Below are 22979 nucleotides of genomic sequence, written 5' to 3'. Positions count from 1 at the left end.
CGCACGAATTTCTCTACAGCACAACATTTTCGACAGGCAATGCCTGGAGGCAACTCATGAATTCAGCCACTGAGGGCGGTCGAGTGCCGCCGGCGAAATCGGACGGGCGCCCCGTGTGCCCGGTCGATCATCACTCACCCGAGTACGGCACCACCGCCCGGGATCTACACGACGAACTGCGCAGCGAATGCCCGGTCGGCTGGAGCGACGCGCACGGCGGCTTCTGGGTGATGAGCGGATATGAAGCCATCAAATCCGCATTGACCGACACAGCCCGGTTCTCCTCGGCCAAGACCAAGGAACCCGACGGCAGCTGGAGCGGCGGATCCACCATCCCGACCACTCAGCGGGCACCATTGCTGCCGCTGGAAATGGACCCGCCGCTCGGGGTCCGCTATCGCTCGCTCGTGCAACCCTGGCTGCGTCGCAATTCCGTCGAGTCGCTGCGCCCGATGGTGCTCGGCTACGTCGATCGTCTGCTGGATCGGCTTGCTCCGAACGGTCGATTCGACGTGGTCACCGACATCGGCGCGCCGGTGCCCGCGATGGTCGTGACCGTGCTGCTGGAGATCGACGAGTCGCTGGCCGAGCGGATCGCCTGGCCATTCCACGCTTACGAGTCGGTGGACAAGAACAGCGCGGAATTCGACCGGGTAGTCGCGGAGATGGGCTGGGTTCGCGATCTGCTCGAGAAGCTGACTCACCAGCGCCGGGCCGAGCCCGGCGACGACATGGTCAGCCGCATCGTCACCGCCGAAATCGACGGTGCGCCACTGCCGGTGGATGACTGCGTCGGAATCCTGATGACCCTCGTCGGCGGTGGCGTGGACACCACAACCAACGCGCTCGCGCACGCCCTGGACTATCTCGACCGCGATCGCGATCTCCGGCAGCGAATCATCGACGAGCCCGGTGTGGTGCCCCAGATCGTCGAAGAACTCCTGCGGGTCTTTCCGCCCGTCTGGCAACTCTCGCGCCGGGTGACCGAGCAGACGGTACTGGGCGATGCCGTCCTGGAACCCGGTGAGCGCGTGATGCTTTCGGTGCTGTCCGCGAATCACGACCCCGATGTGTTCCCGGATCCGGCGACGGTGGACATCGACCGCCCGCCCAGCCGTCACGTTACGTTCGGCTGGGGGATCCACCGCTGCGTGGGCTCCTATGTCGCCAGGCTCGAGCTCGAAGTCATGATCGAGCGGATCGTGGTTCGGCTTCCCGACCATCGCATCGTCCGCGAGGAGTCCCGCCGGTACGCGGCGAGCGGCAACGTGGACGGTTACATCAGCATGCCCGCAGTGTTCACCCCGGAACCTCCCCGGTGAACACGTCATTTCGGAGGCGCCCGTGAAAGACCGATTCGATGTCGTCGTGGTGGGAGGCGGTACGGCCGGCTGCATCCTCGCCGCCCGGCTCAGCGAGAACCCGTCCCGCCGCGTCCTGCTGTTGGAGGCAGGTCCGACGGACCGCAATCTGTTCGTGCAGGTGCCCGCCGGAGTCAAACAGCTCAACGCCGGATTCAACTGGCGCTACGAGGCCGAGCCCGACGCCAGCCGCGACGGCGTGGTGGAGAGCTGGGCGGCAGGTCGGCTGCTCGGCGGCGGCAGCTCCATCAATGGCATGATGTGGGTGCGCGGGCACGCTGCGGACTACGACGCGTGGGCCAAGAATGGTTGTCCGGGTTGGGATTTCGCGACGATGGAGCCGTATTTCCGGCGCGCGGAGCACTATGAGGTCGGCAGCAGCGAGTTCCGCGGATATGCCGGACCGCTGCACGTTACTCCGGTGCGAGTGGACCATCCGGTGACGGACCTGTTCCTCGAAGGGGCGCAGAAGGCCGGGCATCCGCTCCAGGAGGATTACAACGGCGCGGTGCAGACCGGCGTCGGGTACTCCCAGGTTTCCCAGCGGCGGGGCTGGCGGCACAGCACCGCCCGCGCGTACCTGGCGCCGGCGAGACGTCGGCGTAATCTCACCATCCGCACCGGTGCCGAAGTGCTGAAGGTCCTCATGGACAACGGTCGGGCCACCGGTGTCATGTATCGCACGGGTGGCCAGGTGCATCGGGTGCGCGCGGAGAGCGAGGTCGTGCTCAGCGCGGGAACGTTCGCCACACCCAGACTCCTGATGCTGTCCGGCATCGGTCCCGCCGCAAATTTGCGCGAAAGCGGCATCGATGTCGTCGCGGACGTGCCGGGTGTCGGCTCGAACCTGCAGGAACATCCGATCACGCTATTCCTGCACCAGCTCGACATGCGCACGCTGAACCAGGAACTGACGCCGGGCCGGGTGCTGCGTCACGGCCTGGACTACGTGATTCGTGGGCGCGGTGCGGTCACGAGCCCGTCGTGCCACGCGATGGTCTACGCCGGCACCTCGGATTCGGGGGCCTCGCGATACCAGATCATGTTCAGTCCGTTCGGTGTCGTCGGCAAGCCGTCGGCGACCTCGGTGGAGGACGCCGGTACCGACGATCCGCTGGGTGGGCCGATCAACCACGACGTCAACGCGATGAAACTGCTTCCGCAGTCGTCGGTCACGACCTATCCGTGTGTGCTGCACCCGAGCTCTCGTGGCACGGTCCGGCTCCGCGCCGGCGATCCCACCGGCAGGCCGGTCATCGACATGCAGTTGCTGGGTGAGCGCTCGGATGTGCGGGAGATGATTACCGCGGCGCGGATGTTGCGCGATATCTATGCTGCGGAGCCGCTCGCCGGACATGTTGTGGCAGAACTGAAGCCGGGTCCGGACGTGCAGTCCGACGACGAGTGGGAGGCGTATCTGCGTACGCACACCTTCCGGGCTGAACATGGTGTCGGCACGGCCCGGATGGGATCGGACGATGAGGCAGTGGTGGATCCCGAGTTGCGGGTGCGGGGAATCGCTGGTCTGCGCGTTGCCGATGCGTCGGTCTTCCCGACCCTGGTCAGCGGCAACACCAACGCGGCGGTGGTCGCGGTGGCGGAACGCGCCGCGGATCTGATCAGGCAACCGGCGAGTATCGCCGGGACCGTGAGCTGACCGTCACGCATCCACAGTAATGGGGGCCGCCGAATTCGGCGGCCCCCATTTACCTTTCGGGAATCAGTTCAGCGTCAGACCGCCGTCGCAGTCGAAGATCGCTCCGGTGATGTAGGCGGCCCGGTCCGATGCCAGGAACAATGCCAGGTCGGCGATTTCCGTTTTTTCGCCCAGCCGCCCGACCGGGATCTTGCGCAGCAGTGCTTCGGACTTCTCCGGGGTATCGATGAGCCGGCTGGTTCCCTCGGTGTTCGCGATGTAGCCGGGGGAGATGGCGTTGACCCGGATGCCCTCGCCGCCCCATTCCAGCGCGAGATTCTTTGTGAGCATGTTGATTCCGGCCTTCGCCGCACCCGCGTGCGATTGCTCGGCCATCGGCCGGACCGCCTGTGGCGCGCTGATCGAGATGAGTGCGGCGCCCGGCCGCCGCAACAGATCGTAGCTGTGCTTGAGGACGTTGTAGGTCCCGATCAGATCGATGTCGATGACCGTGCGGAATCCGTTGGAGGACAGCTTGTTCACCGGCGCGAGGAAGTTCCCGGCCGCGCCGGACAGCACGACGTCGATCAGGCCGTGGCGCTCGTGGCACAGCTCGAGTGCGGCGCGCACGGCCTCGGCGTCACGCACGTCGGCCACTGCGTAGTCGGCGCTGCCGCCGGCCGAGGTGATTGTGTCGGCCGCGGCGATCAGCTTCTCCTCGGTGCGGCTGACCAGTGTGACGTGTGCGCCCTTCTCCGCGAAGCGGGTGGCGACGCCCAGGTTGACGCCGCTCGAGCCGCCGGAGACGAATACGACTCGGCCTTTGAGCATGTCGTCCCGGAACGGGTCGGTAGGTACATCGGTCATAGGGTTCCCTTTCAGTGACTTGGCGCTGCGACGGCTTTCTGCACTGCTGCCAACACATCGCGGGTCAGTGGTTTGCGGGCGACCCCGAGGTTGGCCCGAAGTTCGTCCGGGGCGGTCAGTCGTGCGCCAGCGTGCCCGCGGGCATGCTGATCACTCGCGCCTCGGTGTACTCCTCGAAACCACCGACCCCGTATTCGTCGCCGATTCCGCTGCGCCGCATGCCGCCTCGGGGAGTATCGACGCCGTAGTACTTCGCTCCGTTGCAGTCGACGATGGCGGTGCGGATGCGCCGTGCCACCGCCACCGCGCGCGTCGCCGACGCCGAGGCCACTGCACCCGCGAGGCCGAACTCGGAGTTGTTGGCGATCGCCACCGCGTGATCGTCTCCGTCGTGCGGAATAACGGCCAGTACCGGGCCGAATGCCTCTTCCTGGGCAGCGAAGGAGGACGGCTCGACATCAGCGAGCACCGTGGGCTCGACGAAGTAGCCGTGCGCAGTCTCGGGCTTGCCGCCGCCGGCGACCACTCGTGCACCATCGTGCAGGGCATGTTGCACGAACGACAGGACCTTGGCCTGCTGGGTTGCGCTGATCAGCGGACCCATGTGGGTCTGCGGATCGGACGGGTCGCCCCACCGGATCGCGGCTGCCGCGTCGGCCGCGATGGCAAGGCCCTCCTCATAGCGGGAGCGAGGCAGCAGTAGGCGCGTCAGATTGGAGCAGCCCTGACCGGCGTGCCGGGTCATCCGCAGGACGTTCGCCCGGACCACGGACTCGAGGTCGGCGTCGTCGAGCATGATGTTGGCGGATTTGCCGCCGAGCTCCATGACGAGATTCTTGGTCGTCTGCCCCGCGGCGGCGGCGATCGCCGCGCCGACGGTGGTCGAGCCGGTGAACGTCACCATGTCCACGCGGGGGTCGGTCGTCAGCTGTACCCCGATGCGGTCGCGCGAGGAGGTCAGGATGTTGACCACGCCCGCAGGGATATCTGTGTGTTCGGCGACCAACTCGGCGAACAGATTCGCGGTCCACGGCGTCAGTGGCGAGGGCTTGAGCACGACCGCGTTCCCGGCGGCGAGCGCGGGGCCGAGCTTCAGCATGATCTGCTGGAACGGATAGTTGTACGGGGTGATCGCGGTGACCACGCCGACTGCTTCGCGCAACACGAGCCGGTCGCTGTCGCCTGTCGCTCCCGGGACGGGCTCGAGCCACGACTCGTATCGGTAGCCCTCGGCAAGTCCGGCCCAGTAGTCGATCTCGTCGATGGTCTTGTCGAGCTGCAGCTCACGGGTCATGACGACCGGGCAGCCGACTTCGGCGACCAGCACGGGGCGCAGCCGTTCGGCGTGCGCGCGCAGGGCGCTCTGGAGTTGCCGCAGACAGCGCGCGCGAAAAGCCGGGTCGCTGCGCCATGTGCCCTCGTCGAAGGCGGTGCGCGCTGCGGCGACCGCGAGGTCGGCGTCGGCGACGTCCGCGTCGGGAGCGGTACCGAGCACCTGCTCCTGGTAGGGGTCGATGTTGTCGTAGACGGCGCCGTCCACTGCCGGTACCAACTTGCCGTCGATCAGCAGACGCGGTTCCAGGCCGATCTCGCGGTCCAGCGCTCGGGCTTGTCCGTCCATTGTGTTGCTCCCGTCCCGCGTCCTGGCCCGCAAGGCGGCCCACGCGAATACGCTCGGTAGAAATTAGGATCCTGGATACGTTCGAACGAACACTACTTTACCTGGGTTCGGGAGTCTGTGTATCCTGCATACAGGATTTCAAATCGTCAATGCCCGGTCGAGTGCCACGGCAGCTCGGAGCGGGATCGAAAGGCAGGAGTCGATGGTTCATCCGTTCCGGTTCGGACTCATGTCCCGAAGTGGCAACTCCGCCAAGGCCATTACCGACCATGCGAAGCGCGCCGAGGCGCTCGGCTATCACTCGCTGCTCTACAACGATCATTACCTCGGCCCCGGGCCGGCCATGGCCGAAGCGCACCACCCGATACAGGAGGTGGCCCCGATACCGGCCGCCACGCTGGCCGCTGCGGTGACCGACACTCTGGTGATCGGATTCCGCGTGCTCTGCGTCGACTACCACAACCCGGTCGTGCTGGCCAAGGAGCTGGCCACGCTCGACCTGCTGAGCGAGGGTCGCCTCGACATCGGCCTCGGCGCGGGCTGGATCGCCGCGGAATACGCCGCGATGGGGATCGCGTTCGACCGTCCGGGTGTGCGGATCGCCAGGCTGGGCGAGACAGTCGAGGTGCTGCGCGCCTGTTTCGGCGAGGGACAAGTGGACGTGCGGGGCACACACGGTGTGCACGCGTCGGGATTCGAAGGAGTTCCGAAGCCCGTGGGCAATCCGCCGATCACCATCGGCGGCGGCGGACCGAAGGTCCTGAGTCTGGCCGCCCGAGTCGCCGACATCGTCGCATTCAATATCAACAACGCGACCGGCAAGCTCGGACCGGACGGTCCCCGCTCCGCGACTGCGGCACTGACGAAGGAGAAGGTCGACCTGGTCCGCGCGGCCGCAGGGGACCGATTCGACGACATTCAGCTGGAGATAGGCAGTTATTTCACCGTCGTCACCGACGACGTGGAAGGTGCCGCCGCCGCATTGCCCGCCCAGACCGGCGGCATGCTCGATCTCCCGTTGTCCGAACTGCTCGAGCATCCGCACGTCCTGATCGGTGACGTCTCTCGTATCTGCGACACGCTCGTCGAGCGCCGGGAGCGGTACGGATTCAACTACGTCACCGTCCGCGAAGCCGATATGGAGTCGTTCGCGCCAGTGGTGGAGAGGCTGGTGGGCAAGTGAGCGTCTTGGGCGAAGCGGGTCTGATCGCGTCGCACCACACGATCTCGGGTGCACCGGTCAACGAGCCGGCCCGGAACTCGTTCGCCGAGCGTGTCGCAGCCGCGGCAGACGCGGGGTTCACCGGCATCGGGCTGACCGTGCTCGACCACGACCATCTGCGTGAGTCCGGGGTCGGTAACCAGGAGTTGCGCGAGATCCTCGACCAGCACGGGGTCGGGGTGCCCGAGGTCGAGTTTCTCAATGGCTGGTGGGCCGCCGGTGAGCGGCTGGCCGCGGACCGCGCCGCCGAAGAACGCATCTACGCCTTCGCCGAAGCCTTCGGCTCGAGACATCTCAACGTGGGTGCCAGTGTGCCGCCCGGCCAGGAACCGCCATCGGAGCTGCTGGTCGAGCGTTTCGCGGGGATCTGCGACCGCGCCGCCGAGCACGGATTGCTGGTCGGCCTCGAGTACATGCCGTTCTTCGCGCTGTCCACACTCGGACGGGCGTGGGAGGTCGTGCGCGAAGCCGATCGGCCCAACGGCGGTCTGGTCGTCGATGTGTGGCACCACCTGCGCGGGCCCGACGCGCCCGAGGTGCTGCGTACTGTGCCCGCGGACAAGATTGTCACCGTTCAGCTCGGTGACGGCGCCGCGGATCCCGTAATGCCGTTGCTGCAAGAGTCGATCAGCGCTCGGCTCTGGCCGGGTGAAGGCGCGCTCGATGTCGTAGGTCTGCTGCGAGTGCTGAACGAGCGCGGTGTGAACGTGCCGGTCGGCGTCGAGGTCGTCGCCACGCACGTCCAGGGGCTCCCGGTCGGCCGGGCGGCCTCCGAAGCGGCGAGGTCGGCCCGCAACGTGCTGGCCGCCGCGTCATCCTCGCGGAGCACCGAGTGAGGTATACGCGCCTGGGCGCCTCGGGCCTGACCATCTCCTCACTTGTCCTGGGCACGGCCAACTTCGGTGACACCGTGGACACGGCGGCGGCGACCGAATTGGTGGCCGCCGCGCTGGACGCGGGGGTCACCACGTTCGACACAGCGGATGTCTACGCCGGTTCGAAATCCGAGCAGATATTGGGTGCGGCGCTACCGCACGCTCGTCGCGATCAGCTCGTGATCTGCTCCAAAGTCGGTCTGCGCCCGGGAGATTCGGATGCCGACCACGCTGCGGTCGTGGCGGGTCGCGCGGATCACGCCGAGCGGTGGTCGCACGGTATCGCGCCGACCGATGCCGGCCTGTCCCGTAAGCACGTCATCGCCGCGGTCGAGGACAGCCTGAACCGGTTGCGGACCGACTACCTCGATCTCTACCAAGTGCATCGATTCGATCCGGACGTTCCGCTGGAGGAAACGCTGCGGGCTCTGGAGGATCTGGTCCGCAGCGGCAAGGTGCGATACGTCGGGTGCTCGGCGTACGCGGCATGGCAGTTGTACCGGGCACTGTGGCTGAGCGAGCGAGAAGGGCTGGCGCGCTTCGAGTCCGTGCAGGTCCGCTACAACCTGGTCGACCGCAAGGCCGAGGCGGAACTGCTCCCGGCCGCGAGCGCGGCCGGGGTGGGAGTGCTGGCCTTCCAGGTGCTGGCCGGTGGTGTCCTCACCGGAGGCTCGGCCAGGTCATCGCGCCCGGCCGTGGCCGGGCGCTACGGGGGAGGAGCACTCACCGGACGTGCGGAGCGGCTCGCGGCAATCTCCGAATCCGCCGGTCTGCACCCGGCTCAGGTGTGCCTGGGGTGGGCGCTCTCGCGTCCGAGCGTGACCGCGGCGATCGTCGGTGCGGGTTCGGCGCGGCAACTGGCCGAGCTGATCGCAGTCGCGACCGATGGCGTGCCCGCACAGACGCTGGCCGAGGCCGATTCGATCGGCCGGGACGAATGATGTTCCCCGGCCGGCAGTGATGTGGCGCACTAACGTTGACATCGCCTTACTATTCAGGAATCCTGGATCCAAGATCTTATGGAGGTGTGCATGGGCGTCCGGACCGAGGAACGTACAACGCAGTCGTTCTGGCAGCGCGCCGAAGTGCTCGGAGATAAGCCCGCCGTCATCGATCCGGACGGCGCGGTCACGACATTCGCCGAGCTGAACGCGGCCGGAAACCGCGTGGCGAACGGACTTGCCGCGTTCTCGCTGGGTGACGACGACGTAGTCGCGATGGTGTTGAAGAACGGCCACACGGTCTATGAGGTCTTCTCCGCGGTGCTGCAGATCGGTGGCTACTTCACCCCGGTCAATTGGCATCTCACGGCGCAAGAGATCGGCTACATCCTGCGGGACAGTGGTGCCAAAGTTGTTGTGGCGCAGGCAGAATTCGCCGACGTCGTGCGTGCGGCCGCCGAGGCGGCCGACATACCGCCGGAGCGTCGGCTGCTGGTGGGCGGCTCGGCGGAGGGGTTCACATGCTACGAATCGTGGAAGGCCGCGCAATCGCCCGCCGCACCCGCCGTCCGTGGTCCCGGTCACCGGCTCTACTACACATCGGGCACCACGGGTAAGCCGAAGGCGGTCCTCAAGCCCCGCCCGAAGGGCGACGCGGACACGGCCGCGGTCAACTTCTCCACGAGGCTGTTCGGTCATTCGGGCCTGGGCATCGGCGAGGATGAAGCCCATCTCGTGACCGGGCCGACCTATCACCCGTCTCCGCTGGGGTACGGCATGGCCGCGCTGCACTTCGGGCAGACGGTCGTGCTGATGGACAAGTGGGACGCCGAGGACACGCTGCGACTGATCCAGAAGCACCGCATCACCGGTTCACACTTCGTCCCCACGATGTTCCACCGGATGCTCCGGCTGCCCGAGGACGTGCGCGCTTCCTACGACGTGTCCTCGCTGCGGGCGGTCGTCCACGCGGCCGCGCCCTGCCCGCCGGACGTCAAACGGGCGATGCTCGAGTGGTTCGGTCCGATCGTGTGGGAGTACTACTCGTCCTCGGAAGTCGGTGGCACACAGGTCAGTCCGGAGGAATGGCTGCGCAGGCCGGGAACGGTGGGCCGCCCTTACGCCGGTGCGGATCTGCGCATCCTCGATGACCAGGGTGTCGAACAGCCCACGGGCACTGCCGGACTCGTGCATTTCAAGCTCGTCACGCCGTTCGAGTACAAGGGCGATCCGGAGAAGACGGCGTCGGCCCGGCATGGCGATTGGGTGACTGTCGGCGATATCGGATACGTCGATGACGAGGGCTATCTGTTCCTGTGCGACAGGGCCGCGGAGACGATCATCTCCGGTGGCGTGAACATCTACCCGGCTGAGGTCGAGGCCGCTCTGCTGGCCCACCAGTCCGTCGAGGACGCCGCGGTGATCGGGGTACCGAACGAGGAATGGGGCGAAGAGGTCAAAGCCGTTGTGGAGCTTCGCGACGGCGTCGTGGGCACCCCGGAACTGGCGCAGGAGCTCATCGATCACGCCAGGGAGCGCACCGCGAAGTTCAAGTCACCGCGATCGGTCGATTTCGTCGAGGCGTTGCCTCGCCAATCGAACGGCAAGCTGCTGCGGCGACAGGTTCGGGCGCCGTACTGGGAAAACCACACCCGCAGCATCTGAACCCGGATATTCCGGAAACGTAAAAGGAGAGCAATGACCGAATATGAGCGCATTGTCGTCACCACCGATGAGAAGGGTGTGACGCTGCTGGAACTGAACCAGCCCGACCGGCTGAACCCGATCGACCCGCTGTCGACCGAGAGCGAGATCCAGGCCGCACTGCACGAGGCCGAGCACGATCCGGCGGTGCGTGTGGTCATCATCACCGGCCGTGGCCGCGCCTTCAGCGTGGGCGCCGATCTGCGTAACAAGCCGGAGCCCAAGACGGAGTTCGACAAGAACGCGACGATGCCGCAGCGCCTGGCGTACGACTACTCGTACGGTCTGATGTGGAAGACGTTGCTGCACTTCAAGAAGCCGATCATCGCCGCGGTGAACGGGTACGCCCTCGGGGGCGGCTGGGAAGTGGCGCACCTGTGCGATCTGATCATCGCGAGTGAGACGGCCGTGTTCGGCGCGATCGAGGTCGAGCTGGGTGTCAATCCGTTCGCGATGTCGACGAACTATCTGCCGAAGATGGTCGGCAAGCACCGCGCGATGGACATGATCCTGAACGGGCGCAAGATCAACGCTCAGGAAGCGCTGGAGTACGGCCTGGTCAACAAGGTCGTGCCCGTCGAGTCCTTGATGAAGGAGGCGCGGGCGCTGGCCGAGGAGATCGCCGCCCGTCCGCCGCTGACCATGGCGCTGACCAAGCGCCTGGTTCACCGCGCGATGCACGTGGACGAGGACTACGAGCTCGAGCGCGCGTTCGCCTATCTGCTGCGCAGCACCGATGACACGAAGGCGGCGTGGGCCGCGGCAGCCAACCGCGAAGAGCCCCCGGCCTACAAGGGCCGCTGAGACCGCTTGATCAAAATCAGGCTAAGCAAGGCAGGACCACGGGCAGCACAGCCGCTCCGTGGTTCTTGCGGTATGTGAACAACGAGGAGTCGAATGAACGGCAGTGAAGAGAGCGGGGTCGGCAAGGCGATTGCCCGCCTGTTACTGCGTACTGCGGTGGGGGGCACCATGATTGCGCACGGTGTCAAACACGGACGGAGCCTGGACGGTACCGCGGGCTGGTTCGGGTCCATCGGTTTTCGGGAGCCGCGCCTGCAGGCCCAGGCCAGTGCCGTCGCCGAGATCGGCGCGGGTGTCGCACTTCTGGCAGGGGCAGGCACGACGCTCGCCTCGGCGGCGGTCGTCGGCACGATGGGCGTAGCTGCCTATTCGGTCCACCGGAAGAACGGTTTCTTCATCACTGGTGAGGGCTGGGAGTACGTCGCCAACCTGGCTGCGGCCTCGGTAGCGCTGGCGGGCTTGGGGCCCGGCCGATGGAGTATCGACCGTGGCCTGGGTATCGAGCATCGTGGCGGGCGGGCCGCTGTGGTCGCGGCCGTGCTCGGCGTGGCCGGTGCGGCCACCCAACTGGCCACGTTCTACCACGAACCCTGATTGCTACCGCACGTAACAGCGGGGGTTCGGACGATTGTCCAGCCGGCGCATCGGGTGGCGTCGGTCGCCGGTCGAGTGAATAAGTGAGCGTGGTCGTGAGCGAAGTAGCTGTCCTACCGACATCCGGGCGTGGGGTGCACATCATCGACCCCGCGGCGATCGAATGGTCGTATCCTGCCCCGCGGGCGGGCCGTGATCCCGAGGCGACCCGGAACTCGGGGGTGCAGGAGAAGTGGTTCGTCAAACCCTCTCCCGACGATGATCGGTTTCCGGTCTCCGCCATACGCTTTCGGCCCAACTACGTATTCACCCGGCACTGGCACACCGAAGGTGAGTTCATGCTCATCCTGCGCGGTTCGGCCGCAGTCGGGGACCAGGAGGTCGGCAGCGGCGGCATGGCCTACAACGACGCCCGGACCATCTACGGCGCCGAGGCCGCGGGGCCGGACGGCTGCGACTTCCTGATGATCCGTCGTGCCTGGGCCCGTAACACCGTCGTGGCCACCGCCGAGGACATCGCGAAGGCGGAGGCCGACGGCATCGTGAACTCCCTGGACCGCGTGGCGGGCGGCCTGTCCGAGCGCGGCTTGCACGTATTCGATCCCGAGTCGGTGACGCGGGCGCAGGACCCCGCTACGGGGCTGACGATGCGCCACCTGATCCCGGCCGACCAGGCCGCGGACCGCCCGCCGGTAGCGGTGGTCGACGTCCCCGCAGCGAAGCCGGTCGAGTGGAAGAACATCGAATTCGGCCTGCTCCTTTTCGTTCTGAACGGGACGGTCGCGGTGGACGGGGACGAAGTTCCCGCCGGGCACATGGTTCAGGTCGACGCCGGTCACAGCTTCACAATTCGCGCGTTGCCGGCGGACGGTGCGCAGGTCTTGAGCGTGCGGCCCGTCGCGGCGCCCGTGCACAGCGCCGCATCGTAAGTGTCTCGATCACTTTCGGCGTTTCCATAGAAGGAGAAGGTATGTCTGACTCAGCTGGTGAAGTGGTCCGGGAGTTCACTCGGGCCATGCGAGACGGGGAGCTGGACCGCGCCCTGGACGATCTCGCCACCGACGACATCGTCTTCGAGAACGTCCCGATGCAACCGCCGGCGCAGGTGGTGTCCGGGCGCGAGATCGTGCGATCGAGGCTGGCCGCGCTCTACGAGGTCGGCACCGCGGAGCGGTTCGACATCGTGCACCAGATCGAGGACGGCGATGTCGTGATGCACGAGCGGATCGACTCGTTTCGCTTCCCGCCCGGCACGTTTCCGAAGGGCGACGTGTTCGCCATGCGGGTCGCGAGCGTGTTCACCGTCCGGGACGGCCGGGTGGCCAGCTGGCGGGACTACTACGACCTCGGCGTTTTCGAGATCGAACTCGGTGTGGATCTGGCTGAGTTCGGGCGGATCGTCGGGCATCGGTATGCCGAGAGCCGCCCGTCCTGAGTCGGTAAACGACTCCGAATGATCGAGCGCTGAGGCGAATTCGATCGGATCGGCCGTCGTGGCGATGCGGCGGGGATCGGAACATCGCAGGCCGAGCGGGTCACCGTTGCGTCGAGCGGCAGGGGCGACCTATACTTTGAAAATACTGGATCCAGGATTCCGGAGGGATATGTGAGCGACGCAGAAGCACGCCGAGCGGTTCGGGAAAAGGTCCTGGGCGGATTGCAGGCTCGTACGCCTGAAGTCCAGGCCATGGTGGATTCGCCATTGGCGCAGCCGTTGCTCGCGTGGAGCGGTGAGCGCACCTGGGACGTCTGGGCCCGGCCCGGACTCGACCTGAAAACGCGATGCCTGGTCAATGTCGCGATGCTCGCGGCGATGGGGACCGAGCGTGAATTGCGGTTCCACATTCGCGGCGCGCTCCGCAACGGCAACACGCCAGAGGAGATCGCGGAGGTGGTGATGCAGTTGGCCAACTACGCGGGAATGCCGCTGGCGACCGAGGCGATGCTGGCTCTCATCGAAGTCGCCGAGAGCTTTGCAAAGGAACAAGCCGACGCCGGATGACCACGGTCCGGTTTTCCAGGTGTTCGAATTCGAAATTATCAGACCCGTTGTGGGAGAAGGTTTGGTGTAATGACTACTACGACTGAACGCTCGGTAACCTTTCTGCCGGAACCGATTCCGGAGAAGAAGCTCAATCACTTCGTGATCTCGACCGACGATCACCTGATCGAGCCCGCCGACATGTTCAACGGCCGGATTCCCGCCAAGTTCGGTGATCGCGGGCCGCGGATCATCGATGTCAACGGCGTCGAGGCTTGGAAAATCGAGGACCAGGTCCTGCACAACATGGGCCTGAACGCGGTCGCCGGTCGCCCGCCGGAAGAGTGGGACGACGAGCCCACCAACTTCCAGGAACTGCGGAAGGGCTGCTTCGACATCGAGGCTCGCATCCACGACATGGACCTCAACGGCGTCTACGCGTCGCTGTGCTTCCCGTCCCGGGTCGCTGGATTCGGTGGTGCGCGATTCGCCGACCTCGAGGACCCCGAGCTGGGCCTGGCCTGCGCGAAGGCCTGGAACGACTGGTACTACGAGGAATGGATGTCCCCGTACCCGGACCGGATCATCGGGCTGCAGGTGCCGTGGCTGCTGGACGGCAAGATCGGCGCGGAGGAGATCTACCGCAATGCGGCGCGCGGCGTCCGCGCGCTGAGCTTCCCCGAGGTGCCTTCCAAGCTCGGGCTGCCCAGTCTCGCGAGTGGCCACTACGACGAGATCTTCAAGGCCTGCGAGGAAACCAACACGGTGATCTCGCTGCACACGGGCTCGTCCGGCATGCTGAACGACGTCGACAAGGACCTCGGTCGCGATGTCTTCGTCGCGCTGTTCCCCGCGTACGCCCTGCTGTCCGGCATGAGTTGGCTGTACTCGGGTGTCCCGTCCAAGTTCCCGAATCTGCGAATCAGCCTGGCAGAGGGCGGTATCGGTTGGGTTCCGATGATCTTCGATCGGCTGAAGTACATCGAATCGCACGCCGGCATGGCGTCCACGTTCGACGGGTGGCGGGACAAGCAGTACTCGCCGACCGAGGTCTTCGCGCGCAACTTCTACTTCTGCACCTTCGACGACCCGTCGGGCTTCCTGCTGCGCGACCGCATCGGCCTGGACAAGATCACCATCGAGGTGGACTACCCGCACGCCGACGGCAGCTGGCCCCACACCCAGCCCTTCCTGAAGGAACTGCTCAAAGACATCCCGAGGGACGAGGCGGAGAAGATCACCTGGCGTAACGCCGCGAAATTGTTCAGCCATGAGGTCCCGGAAGATATCGCCTCCGGTGAGCGCGATTTCCGGACCACCATCGACTGGTCGACTGTCACCTCTTGAGACGCGACCCACAAGTGCCGGCCGGGGCAAAAGAGTTCGGCCGGCACTTGATCGACGGCATTGGATATAACGAAGAAAGTATGGTGACCCGACCGTGACAACAACCGGTTCCGGGCAATGGCGTGGCGTCGATCAGCTCGGCTTCGTCGTCGAGGACATCGAGGAAACGATGGCCTTCTGGAACGAGACGATGGGTGTCGGCCCGTTCTTCTATCTCGAGCGCTCGGCAACCTCGAATCTCTACTATCGCGGCGAGAAGACCCAGGTCGTCAGCTCTACCGCGCTGGCGCAGGCCGGTGGCGTGCAGATCGAGCTGATCCAGTTGCGTAACGACACTCCGAGTGCCTATCGCGATATGAATCCGTATGGTCCCGGGGCGCTACACCACGTCGGGTACTTCGTCGAGGACTACGAGGCCGAGTCGGCCGCCCGCCGGGACAATGGCCTCGAGCTGGTGCAGTGGGGAGATGCGGGGCCACGGGTGCACTTCTGCTACTACGCCGATCCGGTGCGGCAGGGCTTACTGGTCGAGTTGATCGAAATCGGCGGTCTGCGAACGTTTTTCGACCAGATTGCCGAAGCCTCGCGGGAATGGGACGGGACCGACGGGATTCGGAAGGTCACCCCCTCGCTCTGAGCCCGGAAGCGCACGCCTATGTGGCCCGCGTGGGTATCCGGCGGCATCGGAGGCCAGGAACGGGCCTCCTGGACATAGTCTCCGAAGTGCTGTTTGACAGATGCTGGATGTAGGATCCAGAATGATATCAAGGGTGTCACATTCTGCCCGTCAATGTCGGTCGGTGTGGCACCGCATGCGATGACGCGACGCGCAGTGATCTTGCCGAGCATTGCGATCGTCGCGACCATCCCCCGCCGACTACGGCGGGACAGAATAATTGAAACCTGCATTCAGGATGCAGGCTTCGGCAATGGCGAGCGGCGTCGGCTCGTTCCGGTGACGCCCTGCTTGGTTCGTAGGAGGAAGCTTGACTGAGACTGTGACGCGTCGCCCCGGGGCGGAGTACGACCCGGAAACGCTGCGCAAGAAGTACCTCGAGGAACGGGACAAGCGCCTGCGCTCCGACGGGATTTCCCAATACATCGACCTGACCGGGCAATTCGAGACGTACGCCGAGGATCCCTGCGTCGAGCCGGGATTCACCCGCGAGCCGCTTACCGACGAGGTGGAGGTGATGATCCTCGGCGGTGGCTTCTCCGGTCTGATCACCGCGGCGCGGCTGCGCCAAGCCGGGGTGCGTGACATCCGTATCGTCGAGAAGGGCGGTGACTTCGGCGGCACCTGGTACTGGAACCGCTACCCGGGAATCCGGTGCGACGTCGAGTCCTACATCTACCTGCCGCTGCTCGAGGAACTCGGCTACATGCCGACCGAGAAGTACGCGCGCGGCCAGGAGATCTTCGGGTACTGCCAAGCGCTGGCCAAGCATTTCGACCTGTACGACAATGCCTGTCTGCAGACCCGGGTCACCAAGATCCACTGGGACGAGGGCTCCTCGCGCTGGATCGTCGAGACCGATCGGGACGACGTGATGCGTGCGCGCTTTATCGTCCTGGGTAGCGGTGGCCTGCATCTGGCCAAGCTGCCCGGCATCCCCGGCATCGAGGACTTCAAGGGCAAGGCGTTCCACACCAGCCGGTGGGACTACGAATACACCGGCGGTAGCCAGACCGGTGAGCTGACCGGGCTCGCGGACAAGCGCGTCGCGGTGATCGGCACCGGGGCCACGGCCATTCAGTGTGTTCCGCAGCTCGCGGCGTCGGCCCAGCAGCTCTTCGTCTTCCAGCGCACACCGTCGTCGGTCGACGTGCGGGCGAACAAGCCGACCGATACGGAATGGTTCGAGAGCCTCGAGCCGGGCTGGCAGAAGAAGCGGATGGAGAATTTCACCTCCATTCTCATCGGCCGCCCGCCGGACGACGATATGGTCAATGACCGCTGGACCGATGTCTGGAGCAAGGTCGCCCGCTTGCGGCGTGAGCAGGCCGGCGCCGAGGCGGAACTGGATCCGGCGGAGATAATGCAGCTGGCCGACTTCGAGAAGATGAATCAGATTCGTGAACGAGTTGATTCCGTCGTCGCGGATCCGGATCTGGCCGAGTCCTTGAAGCCGTGGTACAACCTGTGGTGCAAGCGGCCGTTGTTCAGCGACGAGTTCCTGCAAGCCTTCAATCGGCCCAATGTCACACTCGTCGATACCGACGGTCGTGGTGTGGAGCGCATCACCGAGCACGCCATCGAATTCGATGGCAAGTCCTACGAGGTCGATTGCATCGTCTTCGCCACTGGATTCCGGGTCGGTGTCCCGACCTATCAGACCGGCGAATTCTCGTTGCTCGGTCGTGACGGCCTGGACCTGGCGGATAAATGGGCCGACGGGTGCAAGTCGTTGCACGGCATCTACACCCGTGGTTTCCCGAACATGTTCATCGTCGGCAATAAGATGCATGCCGGGCTGACCACGAATGTTCCGCACATCCTCAGCGAGCAGAGCGCGCACGTCGCCTCGATCATCAAGCGCTGCCTGGATGAGCAGATCGAGACCATGGAGGTCCGGCAGGAGGCCGAGGACGGGTGGGCGGCCACGATGGTGGCCAAGTCGCTCGACCGTGCGAAGTTCGAAGAGGAATGCACCCCCGGATATTTCAACAACGAGGGGAAGAAGGACGGAATCTCGATCTTCTCGGGCGGTTACGGTGGTGGTCCTTTCGAATACATCGAGTTGTGCGACAAGTGGCGTGAATCGGGATTCGAAAAGGATCTGGATATAGCTTACGAGCGCTGACTCCAGCGCCGCCCGATATTTGGTTTCAGGACGGTCACGAATATATTCGCCGTGACCGTCCTGAACGTGTCTTCATGCGAATATTGTTCAGTTTTTTTCATGCCTTTGTTTTCGTGCTGAATAGAGTTAGCCTTCATCGAGTGCAGTCGCACTTCATCGAACGGGAGTGAACTCGTGTCAGAAAAAGCTGCCCTGATCACGGGAGGGTCCAAAGGGATCGGCGCCGCGATAGCCGAGAAGCTGGTTCTCCAGGGAACTGCGGTCATGCTCGTCGCGCGCAAGGAACAACCGCTGCGGGAAAGAGTCGCGGAATTGCGGAAGCTGGGCACCGCGGCAGTGGAGTACCGGGCGGGCAATGCGGGTAATCCCGACGATATCGCTGCGAGTGTCGCGGATACGCTGAGCAAGTTCAGCTCGCTGGATTATCTGATCAACAACGCGGCCACGAGTCCCTATCACGGTCCGCTGATCGAGGTCGACCTGCCGAGGTTGGACAAGACGCTGAACGTCAATCTGCGTGGCCCGTTGCTGTGGTGCCAGGAGGCCTGGCGTGCCTGGATGAGCCGCAATGGCGGCAGCATCCTGAACATCTCCTCGATCGGTGGCCAGGCGTACACGAGCGACAACGGCCCGTACACGATGACCAAGGCGGGGCTGGATTACCTGACCCGCTACCTGGCTGTCGAGCTCGCGCCGGGTGTGCGGGTCAATGCCATCGCGCCCGGTCTGGTGCAGACCGAGAAGGCGGAAGCCCTATGGAACTCGCCGAATGTGCGCATCCCCCCGATGGGACGGGTGGGGCAGCCCGAGGATGTGGCGGCCGCAGCGATGTACCTGCTCAGTGACGATGCCGGGTGGGTCACCGGACAGGTGCTCGATATCGATGGGGGAGCGCGGATCACCGACTTCGAACGCTATCGGCGCCGGGCCAAGCCCGCGACACTGTAAGAGCGCATCGGTGTATCCAATGCAAGCGGTCTACCGCGAACTCATCCATGACCGTGGCTGGTCGCCGGACGACTACGAACGGTGGCTCGCCGCAACCTTGCGTCAACAACTTCTCGGAGCCGGTGAATCGCCCGCTGCGGCCTTGGGGACCGAGATTCCCGAGGTCCGGTCCCACGCTCCGCCGCTCAATAGGTGACCGAACGAAGGACACAGCACATGTGGGATTTCTCCACCGAGCCCGAGTACGAGGAAAAGCTGCGCTGGGCACGGGATTTCGTGAGCAACGAGGTCTATCCGCTCGAGACGCTGCGCCTGGATCGGAAGGAACTGCTCGAACGGACCGCGCCACTGAAGAAGCAGGTCAAGGACGCGGGATTGTGGGCCTGCCATCTCGATCCGGAGCTCGGCGGCCGGGGGTACGGGCAGGTCGAACTCGGTCTGCTGCATGAGGTTCTGGGTGCCAGCAGGCTGGCTCCACCCATCTTCGGCAACCAGGCGCCGGATTCCGGCAATGCCGAAATCCTCGCCCGTTTCGGTACCGACGAGCAGAAGGAGCGATACCTGTGGCCACTTCTGGCCGGTGATCTGTTCTCCAGCTTCTCGCTGACCGAACCCACGGCGGGCTCTGATCCGACGCTGATCAGTTCTACGGCCACACTCGACGGGGACGAGTGGGTTATCAACGGACACAAGTGGTTTGCGTCCAACGCCGCCTTCGCGGACTTCGTGCTCGTGGTGGTGCAGACCGAGCCCGCCGCGGCCAAGGTACATCAGCGATTTTCGATGCTGCTCGTACCCGGTGGCGCTCCGGGGATGAATATCGTGTCCGAGACCTCGCTGATGGGTTTGGACGGTGTGCACGCCGAAATTGTCTTCGACAACTGCCGGGTGCCCCGTGACGCGCTGCTCGGTGGGCGGGGCCGAGCGTTCGCGATATCGCAGGCGCGGTTGGGCCCCGGGCGGATCCATCACGTCATGCGGTGGCTCGGCCAGTGTCGACGCGCGTTCGACATGCTGTGCGAGCGCGCGGTCAGCAGGCAGACCCGCGACGGCACACTGGCCGACAAGCAGACGGTGCGGAACTGGATTGCCGACTCCTACGCGGAGATGCAGGGACTGCGCCTGATGACGCTGCACGCGGCGTGGGTCATCGATACCAAGGGTGTTTCCGAGGCGCGCAACGAGATTGCTGCGATTAAATACCACGGCGCGAAGATCTTGCACGATGTCATCGATCGCGCGGTCCAAGCGCACGGCGCGCTCGGGGTGTCCTCGGATATGCCGCTCGAGTACATGTACCGGTGGGCGCGCGCGGCCCGGATCTACGACGGCCCCGACGAGGTGCACCGCGAGACCGTCGCCCGGCGGGTGCTCGAGAGCTATCAACCGGTGGACGGGCCCTGGCCCACCGAACACATCCCGACCCGGCGGGCGGCCGCGATCGCTGGGGAGCCTGCTGCGGGCAAAGCCGGAAAGCCGGTCGCGCCGTGAGGCTTTCACCCGGCCTGGTCGCGGTCGTCACGGGCGCGGCCAGCGGCATCGGGCTCGTCGTGGCCACGGCATTCGCGGAGGCGGGGCTGCGGGTCGCGCTGACCGACGTCGAGGACGCCGCACTTGGGCAGGCAGTGCGTGAGCTGCGCGCGGCCGGGCACGACGTCGCCGGCACCGTGACCGATGTCAGCAGTCTCGAGCAGCTGCGCGAGACGCGCGAGTGGGTGCTGCGCACGTTCGGCCGGGTCGATGTGCTGGTCAACAACGCCGGCGTGGTAGGGCCCCGGGGGCCGTGCTGGGAACTGTCCGAACGGGATTGGCAGTGGGTGCTCGGTGTCAATCTACATGGCGCGCTCAACGGCATCCGGGCGTTCGTTCCCGGATTCGTCGCTCAGGACAGCGGACATGTCGTCACGATCGCCTCGATGGGCGGTCTGCTCGAATTGCCCGGGAACGCGCCGTACGCGGCAAGCAAGCACGCGATCGTGGCCGTGATGGACGGACTGGCCGGAGAGCTGAACCGGGTCGGTGCCCACGTCGGGGCCACGGTGGTGTGTCCCGGGCAGGTGCGGACCCGCATCCACGAATCCGAGCGCAACCGTCCGGAGCAACTGGAATCCAACGGGGCCACGCCGTCGACGGCCTGGCCCCGGGAGAATCGGCCGCCCAGCACACTGACCCTCACCGATGTGGCGCGGGCGACCGTGGCGGGGATCGAACAGGACCGGCTTCTGGTCATGCCCACTCCGGGCTCCGCGGCTCGCGTCCTCGCGCGGGCTGAACGGTTGGTGCGGATGGCGGGTGGTGAAGCGTGACCGGTGACTGCTGTCGATGTGGTCAGGGTGAGCGTGGCTGGGATTCAACAGCGGCGGCTGCTGGTCGTGTCCGGCCGGGGCCCTGTGGTTGGCGTCCTTGTGTGGGTGAACGGTTGGTGCGAACTGCGGGTGGTGAATCGTGAATACTGAAGCGGGACAAGGTGTCCGGCCCGAAGCGGATTTCGTGCCGATAGCGGCGTTGCGGCGCTGGCTGACCGGCCGGTTGCCCGTTGCGGATGATCTGGTCGTGGGCCGGGTCAGCACCGGCCACTCGAACGAGATGTTCCGGCTGCGCACCGGCTCCCACACGTGGCTGCTGCGGCGTCCGCCGCGAGTGCGGGCCGCAGCCGGCGCGCACGATATGGCACGGGAATTTCGCCTGTTGTCGGCGTTGGAACATACCGACGTGCCGCACGCTCAGCCGCTGGCGCTGTGCGAGGACCCAGATGTGATCGGCGCGCCGTTCCTGATCCAGTCGTTCGTGACCGGTTTCCCGCCGACGCTCCCGTTGCCGCAACCCTTCACCGACGATGTCGAGGTCAGACGCGAGCTCGCCTTCGGGCTCGTCGAGGCGCTCGCGCGTGTGGCGGCCGTTGATTGGCGGGCGGTGGGACTCGAGGGATTCGGCCGCCCGGATTGCTTTCTGGATCGCCAGGTGGACCGCTGGCTGAGCCAGCTGGCGAAGTACCGGACCCGAGATCTTCCGTGGCTGGACGAGCTGGCCGACTGGTTGCGAGCCAATCGGCCGGCGCACTCTCCGGTCGGGCTGATCCACGGTGATTACACGTGGTCCAACGTGATGTTCGCACCGGATCGGCCGGGACGCGTCGCGGCGATCGTGGACTGGGAGCTGGCTACGATCGGTGATCCGTTAATCGATATCGGCTGGCTACTGGGGCTGTGGCTGGAAGAGGGCGAGGAGGCGCACGGCCGGGACCAGCGCAGCCTGTTCTGCCGGTTGCCGGGCAATCCGACCCGTTTGGAGTTGCTGGCACGCTATCGGGAGGTGTCGCCGCTGCCTGTCGAACGGATCGACTACTACCAGGTGCTCGCGCTGTTCAAGCTCAGCTGCATCATCGAGGGCAGTTGGTACCGGTATCAGTCGGGCAAGAGCGACGATCCGGCGCACGCCACGTTCGAACGACGCGTCCCGGCTCTGCTGGCCCGCGCGGCACGGATCGCCGGACTCGGCTGATGGGCGAATCCGGTGACGAAGCAAGGGATTTGCCCGAGGACACGGTCGGTCTCCTGGCCGGGCTCACTACCACGCGGGCAATCCGGCGGTATCGGGACGAGCCGGTTCCCCAGGATGTGTTGCGGGACATCCTGTTCGCCGCGACCCGGGCCCCCAGCGGATCGAACCGGCAGCCGTTCCGGTTCCTGGTGCTGACCGACGGGCAGCACGCACTGCGGGCCCGCCGGCTCATCGGAGACAGCGCCCGGACCCTGTGGGCCGCGAAGGTGGAGCACGACGGGTACCACCGGGGCAGCGGAACTACCGCGGGCTCGCCGAAGAGCCGGATGGCCGAGGTGATGCAGGCGTATGTCGATCACCTCGAGTCGGTTCCGGTGATCGTGCTGCCTTGTCTGGTGCGCTACCGCTCACCGCGTCCGACCGAGGGCGGTTCGATCTATCCCGCCTGTCAAAATCTGTTGCTCGCGGCCCGCGCGCTGGGGTACGGGGGCGTCATGACCGGCTTCCAGCGCCTGGCCGAGCCGGAACTGCGGCAGGTTCTCGACATCCCCGACAACGTACTGATCGCCGGAACCATCACGCTCGGCAAACCGGCGGGCGGGCACGGTCCGGTCCGCCGACGCCCGTTGGGCGAGTTGGTCTTCGCCGACCGGTGGGAGCACGCGCCGGACTGGGCCGTGGATCCACCGGGCGCCGCGTACACCGCGGCCGGCCCACCTTCGAAGGAGTGAATGCAATGAATCCTGACCGAGGACGACGAGATCGCCAATCAC

At 65.7% G+C, this 22979-nt stretch carries 21 protein-coding genes; 19 read left to right on the top strand and 2 right to left on the bottom strand.

Annotation, left to right across the window (positions count from 1 at the left end; translation table 11 throughout):
* Positions 1 to 113: 113 nt before the first annotated feature.
* Both ACQPXH_RS21310 and ACQPXH_RS21305 read left to right on the top strand, forming a co-directional pair.
* Positions 114 to 1322, top strand: coding sequence for a cytochrome P450 (locus ACQPXH_RS21310; RefSeq protein WP_433598301.1), 1209 nt, complete (start codon positions 114 to 116; stop codon positions 1320 to 1322).
* A gap of 22 nt (positions 1323 to 1344) precedes the next feature.
* Positions 1345 to 3018 carry a GMC family oxidoreductase gene (locus ACQPXH_RS21305; protein ID WP_433598300.1) on the top strand — a complete coding sequence of 558 codons (1674 nt, stop codon included), beginning with the start codon at positions 1345 to 1347 and terminating at the stop codon, positions 3016 to 3018.
* A gap of 63 nt (positions 3019 to 3081) precedes the next feature.
* Here ACQPXH_RS21305 and ACQPXH_RS21300 read toward each other — a convergent pair whose 3' ends face one another.
* Positions 3082 to 3864 carry an SDR family oxidoreductase gene (locus tag ACQPXH_RS21300; RefSeq protein ID WP_433598299.1) on the bottom strand — a complete coding sequence of 261 codons (783 nt, stop codon included), beginning with the start codon at positions 3862 to 3864 and terminating at the stop codon, positions 3082 to 3084.
* A gap of 115 nt (positions 3865 to 3979) precedes the next feature.
* Complete coding sequence (locus ACQPXH_RS21295; RefSeq protein WP_433598298.1) at positions 3980 to 5485, bottom strand: aldehyde dehydrogenase family protein; 1506 nt, start codon at positions 5483 to 5485, stop codon at positions 3980 to 3982.
* Positions 5486 to 5687: 202 nt separating this feature from the next.
* Between ACQPXH_RS21295 and ACQPXH_RS21290 the strand changes: the two genes are divergently transcribed.
* The 17 genes from ACQPXH_RS21290 (at position 5688) to ACQPXH_RS21210 (ending at position 22937) form a co-directional block, all read left to right on the top strand.
* Complete coding sequence (locus ACQPXH_RS21290; protein ID WP_433598297.1) at positions 5688 to 6668, top strand: TIGR03621 family F420-dependent LLM class oxidoreductase; 981 nt, start codon at positions 5688 to 5690, stop codon at positions 6666 to 6668.
* Positions 6665 to 7543: a sugar phosphate isomerase/epimerase family protein gene (locus ACQPXH_RS21285; protein ID WP_433598296.1), complete on the top strand. Its 879-nt coding sequence runs from the start codon at positions 6665 to 6667 to the stop codon at positions 7541 to 7543. The genes ACQPXH_RS21290 and ACQPXH_RS21285 overlap by 4 nt, the downstream gene beginning before the upstream one ends.
* Positions 7540 to 8523, top strand: a complete 984-nt coding sequence (locus tag ACQPXH_RS21280; protein WP_433598295.1) for an aldo/keto reductase — start codon at positions 7540 to 7542, stop codon at positions 8521 to 8523. The genes ACQPXH_RS21285 and ACQPXH_RS21280 overlap by 4 nt, the downstream gene beginning before the upstream one ends.
* Positions 8524 to 8613: 90 nt before the next feature.
* Complete coding sequence (locus ACQPXH_RS21275; RefSeq protein WP_433598294.1) at positions 8614 to 10188, top strand: acyl-CoA synthetase; 1575 nt, start codon at positions 8614 to 8616, stop codon at positions 10186 to 10188.
* 78 nt (positions 10189 to 10266) lie between these two features.
* Positions 10267 to 11031 carry an enoyl-CoA hydratase/isomerase family protein gene (locus tag ACQPXH_RS21270; RefSeq protein WP_433598293.1) on the top strand — a complete coding sequence of 255 codons (765 nt, stop codon included), beginning with the start codon at positions 10267 to 10269 and terminating at the stop codon, positions 11029 to 11031.
* Between the two features lie 93 nt (positions 11032 to 11124).
* Positions 11125 to 11625 (top strand): DoxX family protein, encoded by a 501-nt coding sequence (locus ACQPXH_RS21265; RefSeq protein WP_433598292.1) that lies wholly within the window; start codon positions 11125 to 11127, stop codon positions 11623 to 11625.
* 338 nt (positions 11626 to 11963) lie between these two features.
* Positions 11964 to 12554, top strand: coding sequence for a hypothetical protein (locus ACQPXH_RS21260; RefSeq protein WP_433598291.1), 591 nt, complete (start codon positions 11964 to 11966; stop codon positions 12552 to 12554).
* 41 nt (positions 12555 to 12595) lie between these two features.
* Positions 12596 to 13060, top strand: coding sequence for a limonene-1,2-epoxide hydrolase family protein (locus ACQPXH_RS21255; protein ID WP_433598290.1), 465 nt, complete (start codon positions 12596 to 12598; stop codon positions 13058 to 13060).
* Positions 13061 to 13231: 171 nt separating this feature from the next.
* Positions 13232 to 13627: a carboxymuconolactone decarboxylase family protein gene (locus ACQPXH_RS21250; RefSeq protein ID WP_433598289.1), complete on the top strand. Its 396-nt coding sequence runs from the start codon at positions 13232 to 13234 to the stop codon at positions 13625 to 13627.
* Between the two features lie 69 nt (positions 13628 to 13696).
* Positions 13697 to 14953, top strand: a complete 1257-nt coding sequence (locus ACQPXH_RS21245; protein WP_433598288.1) for an amidohydrolase family protein — start codon at positions 13697 to 13699, stop codon at positions 14951 to 14953.
* A 94-nt stretch (positions 14954 to 15047) separates the two neighbouring features.
* Positions 15048 to 15590: a VOC family protein gene (locus ACQPXH_RS21240; RefSeq protein WP_433598287.1), complete on the top strand. Its 543-nt coding sequence runs from the start codon at positions 15048 to 15050 to the stop codon at positions 15588 to 15590.
* Between the two features lie 349 nt (positions 15591 to 15939).
* Positions 15940 to 17757 carry a flavin-containing monooxygenase gene (locus tag ACQPXH_RS21235; protein ID WP_433598286.1) on the top strand — a complete coding sequence of 606 codons (1818 nt, stop codon included), beginning with the start codon at positions 15940 to 15942 and terminating at the stop codon, positions 17755 to 17757.
* 174 nt (positions 17758 to 17931) lie between these two features.
* Complete coding sequence (locus ACQPXH_RS21230) at positions 17932 to 18705, top strand: SDR family oxidoreductase (RefSeq protein ID WP_433598285.1); 774 nt, start codon at positions 17932 to 17934, stop codon at positions 18703 to 18705.
* Positions 18706 to 18921: 216 nt separating this feature from the next.
* On the top strand, positions 18922 to 20196 hold the full coding sequence (locus tag ACQPXH_RS21225) for an acyl-CoA dehydrogenase family protein (protein ID WP_433603526.1): 1275 nt from the start codon (positions 18922 to 18924) through the stop codon (positions 20194 to 20196).
* Positions 20193 to 21011, top strand: coding sequence for an SDR family NAD(P)-dependent oxidoreductase (locus tag ACQPXH_RS21220; RefSeq protein ID WP_433598284.1), 819 nt, complete (start codon positions 20193 to 20195; stop codon positions 21009 to 21011). The genes ACQPXH_RS21225 and ACQPXH_RS21220 overlap by 4 nt, the downstream gene beginning before the upstream one ends.
* Positions 21012 to 21150: 139 nt before the next feature.
* A complete protein-coding gene (locus tag ACQPXH_RS21215; RefSeq protein WP_433598283.1) occupies positions 21151 to 22206 on the top strand; it encodes a phosphotransferase family protein in 1056 nt (351 codons plus the stop codon).
* On the top strand, positions 22206 to 22937 hold the full coding sequence (locus ACQPXH_RS21210; RefSeq protein ID WP_433598282.1) for a nitroreductase family protein: 732 nt from the start codon (positions 22206 to 22208) through the stop codon (positions 22935 to 22937). The genes ACQPXH_RS21215 and ACQPXH_RS21210 overlap by 1 nt, the downstream gene beginning before the upstream one ends.
* The last annotated feature ends 42 nt before the right edge of the window (positions 22938 to 22979 follow it).

Origin of the sequence: Nocardia sp. CA-135953 (assembly GCF_050955735.1) — a bacterium.
Lineage (GTDB): Bacteria > Actinomycetota > Actinomycetes > Mycobacteriales > Mycobacteriaceae > Nocardia.
This window is presented reverse-complemented; position numbering and strand designations above follow the sequence as displayed.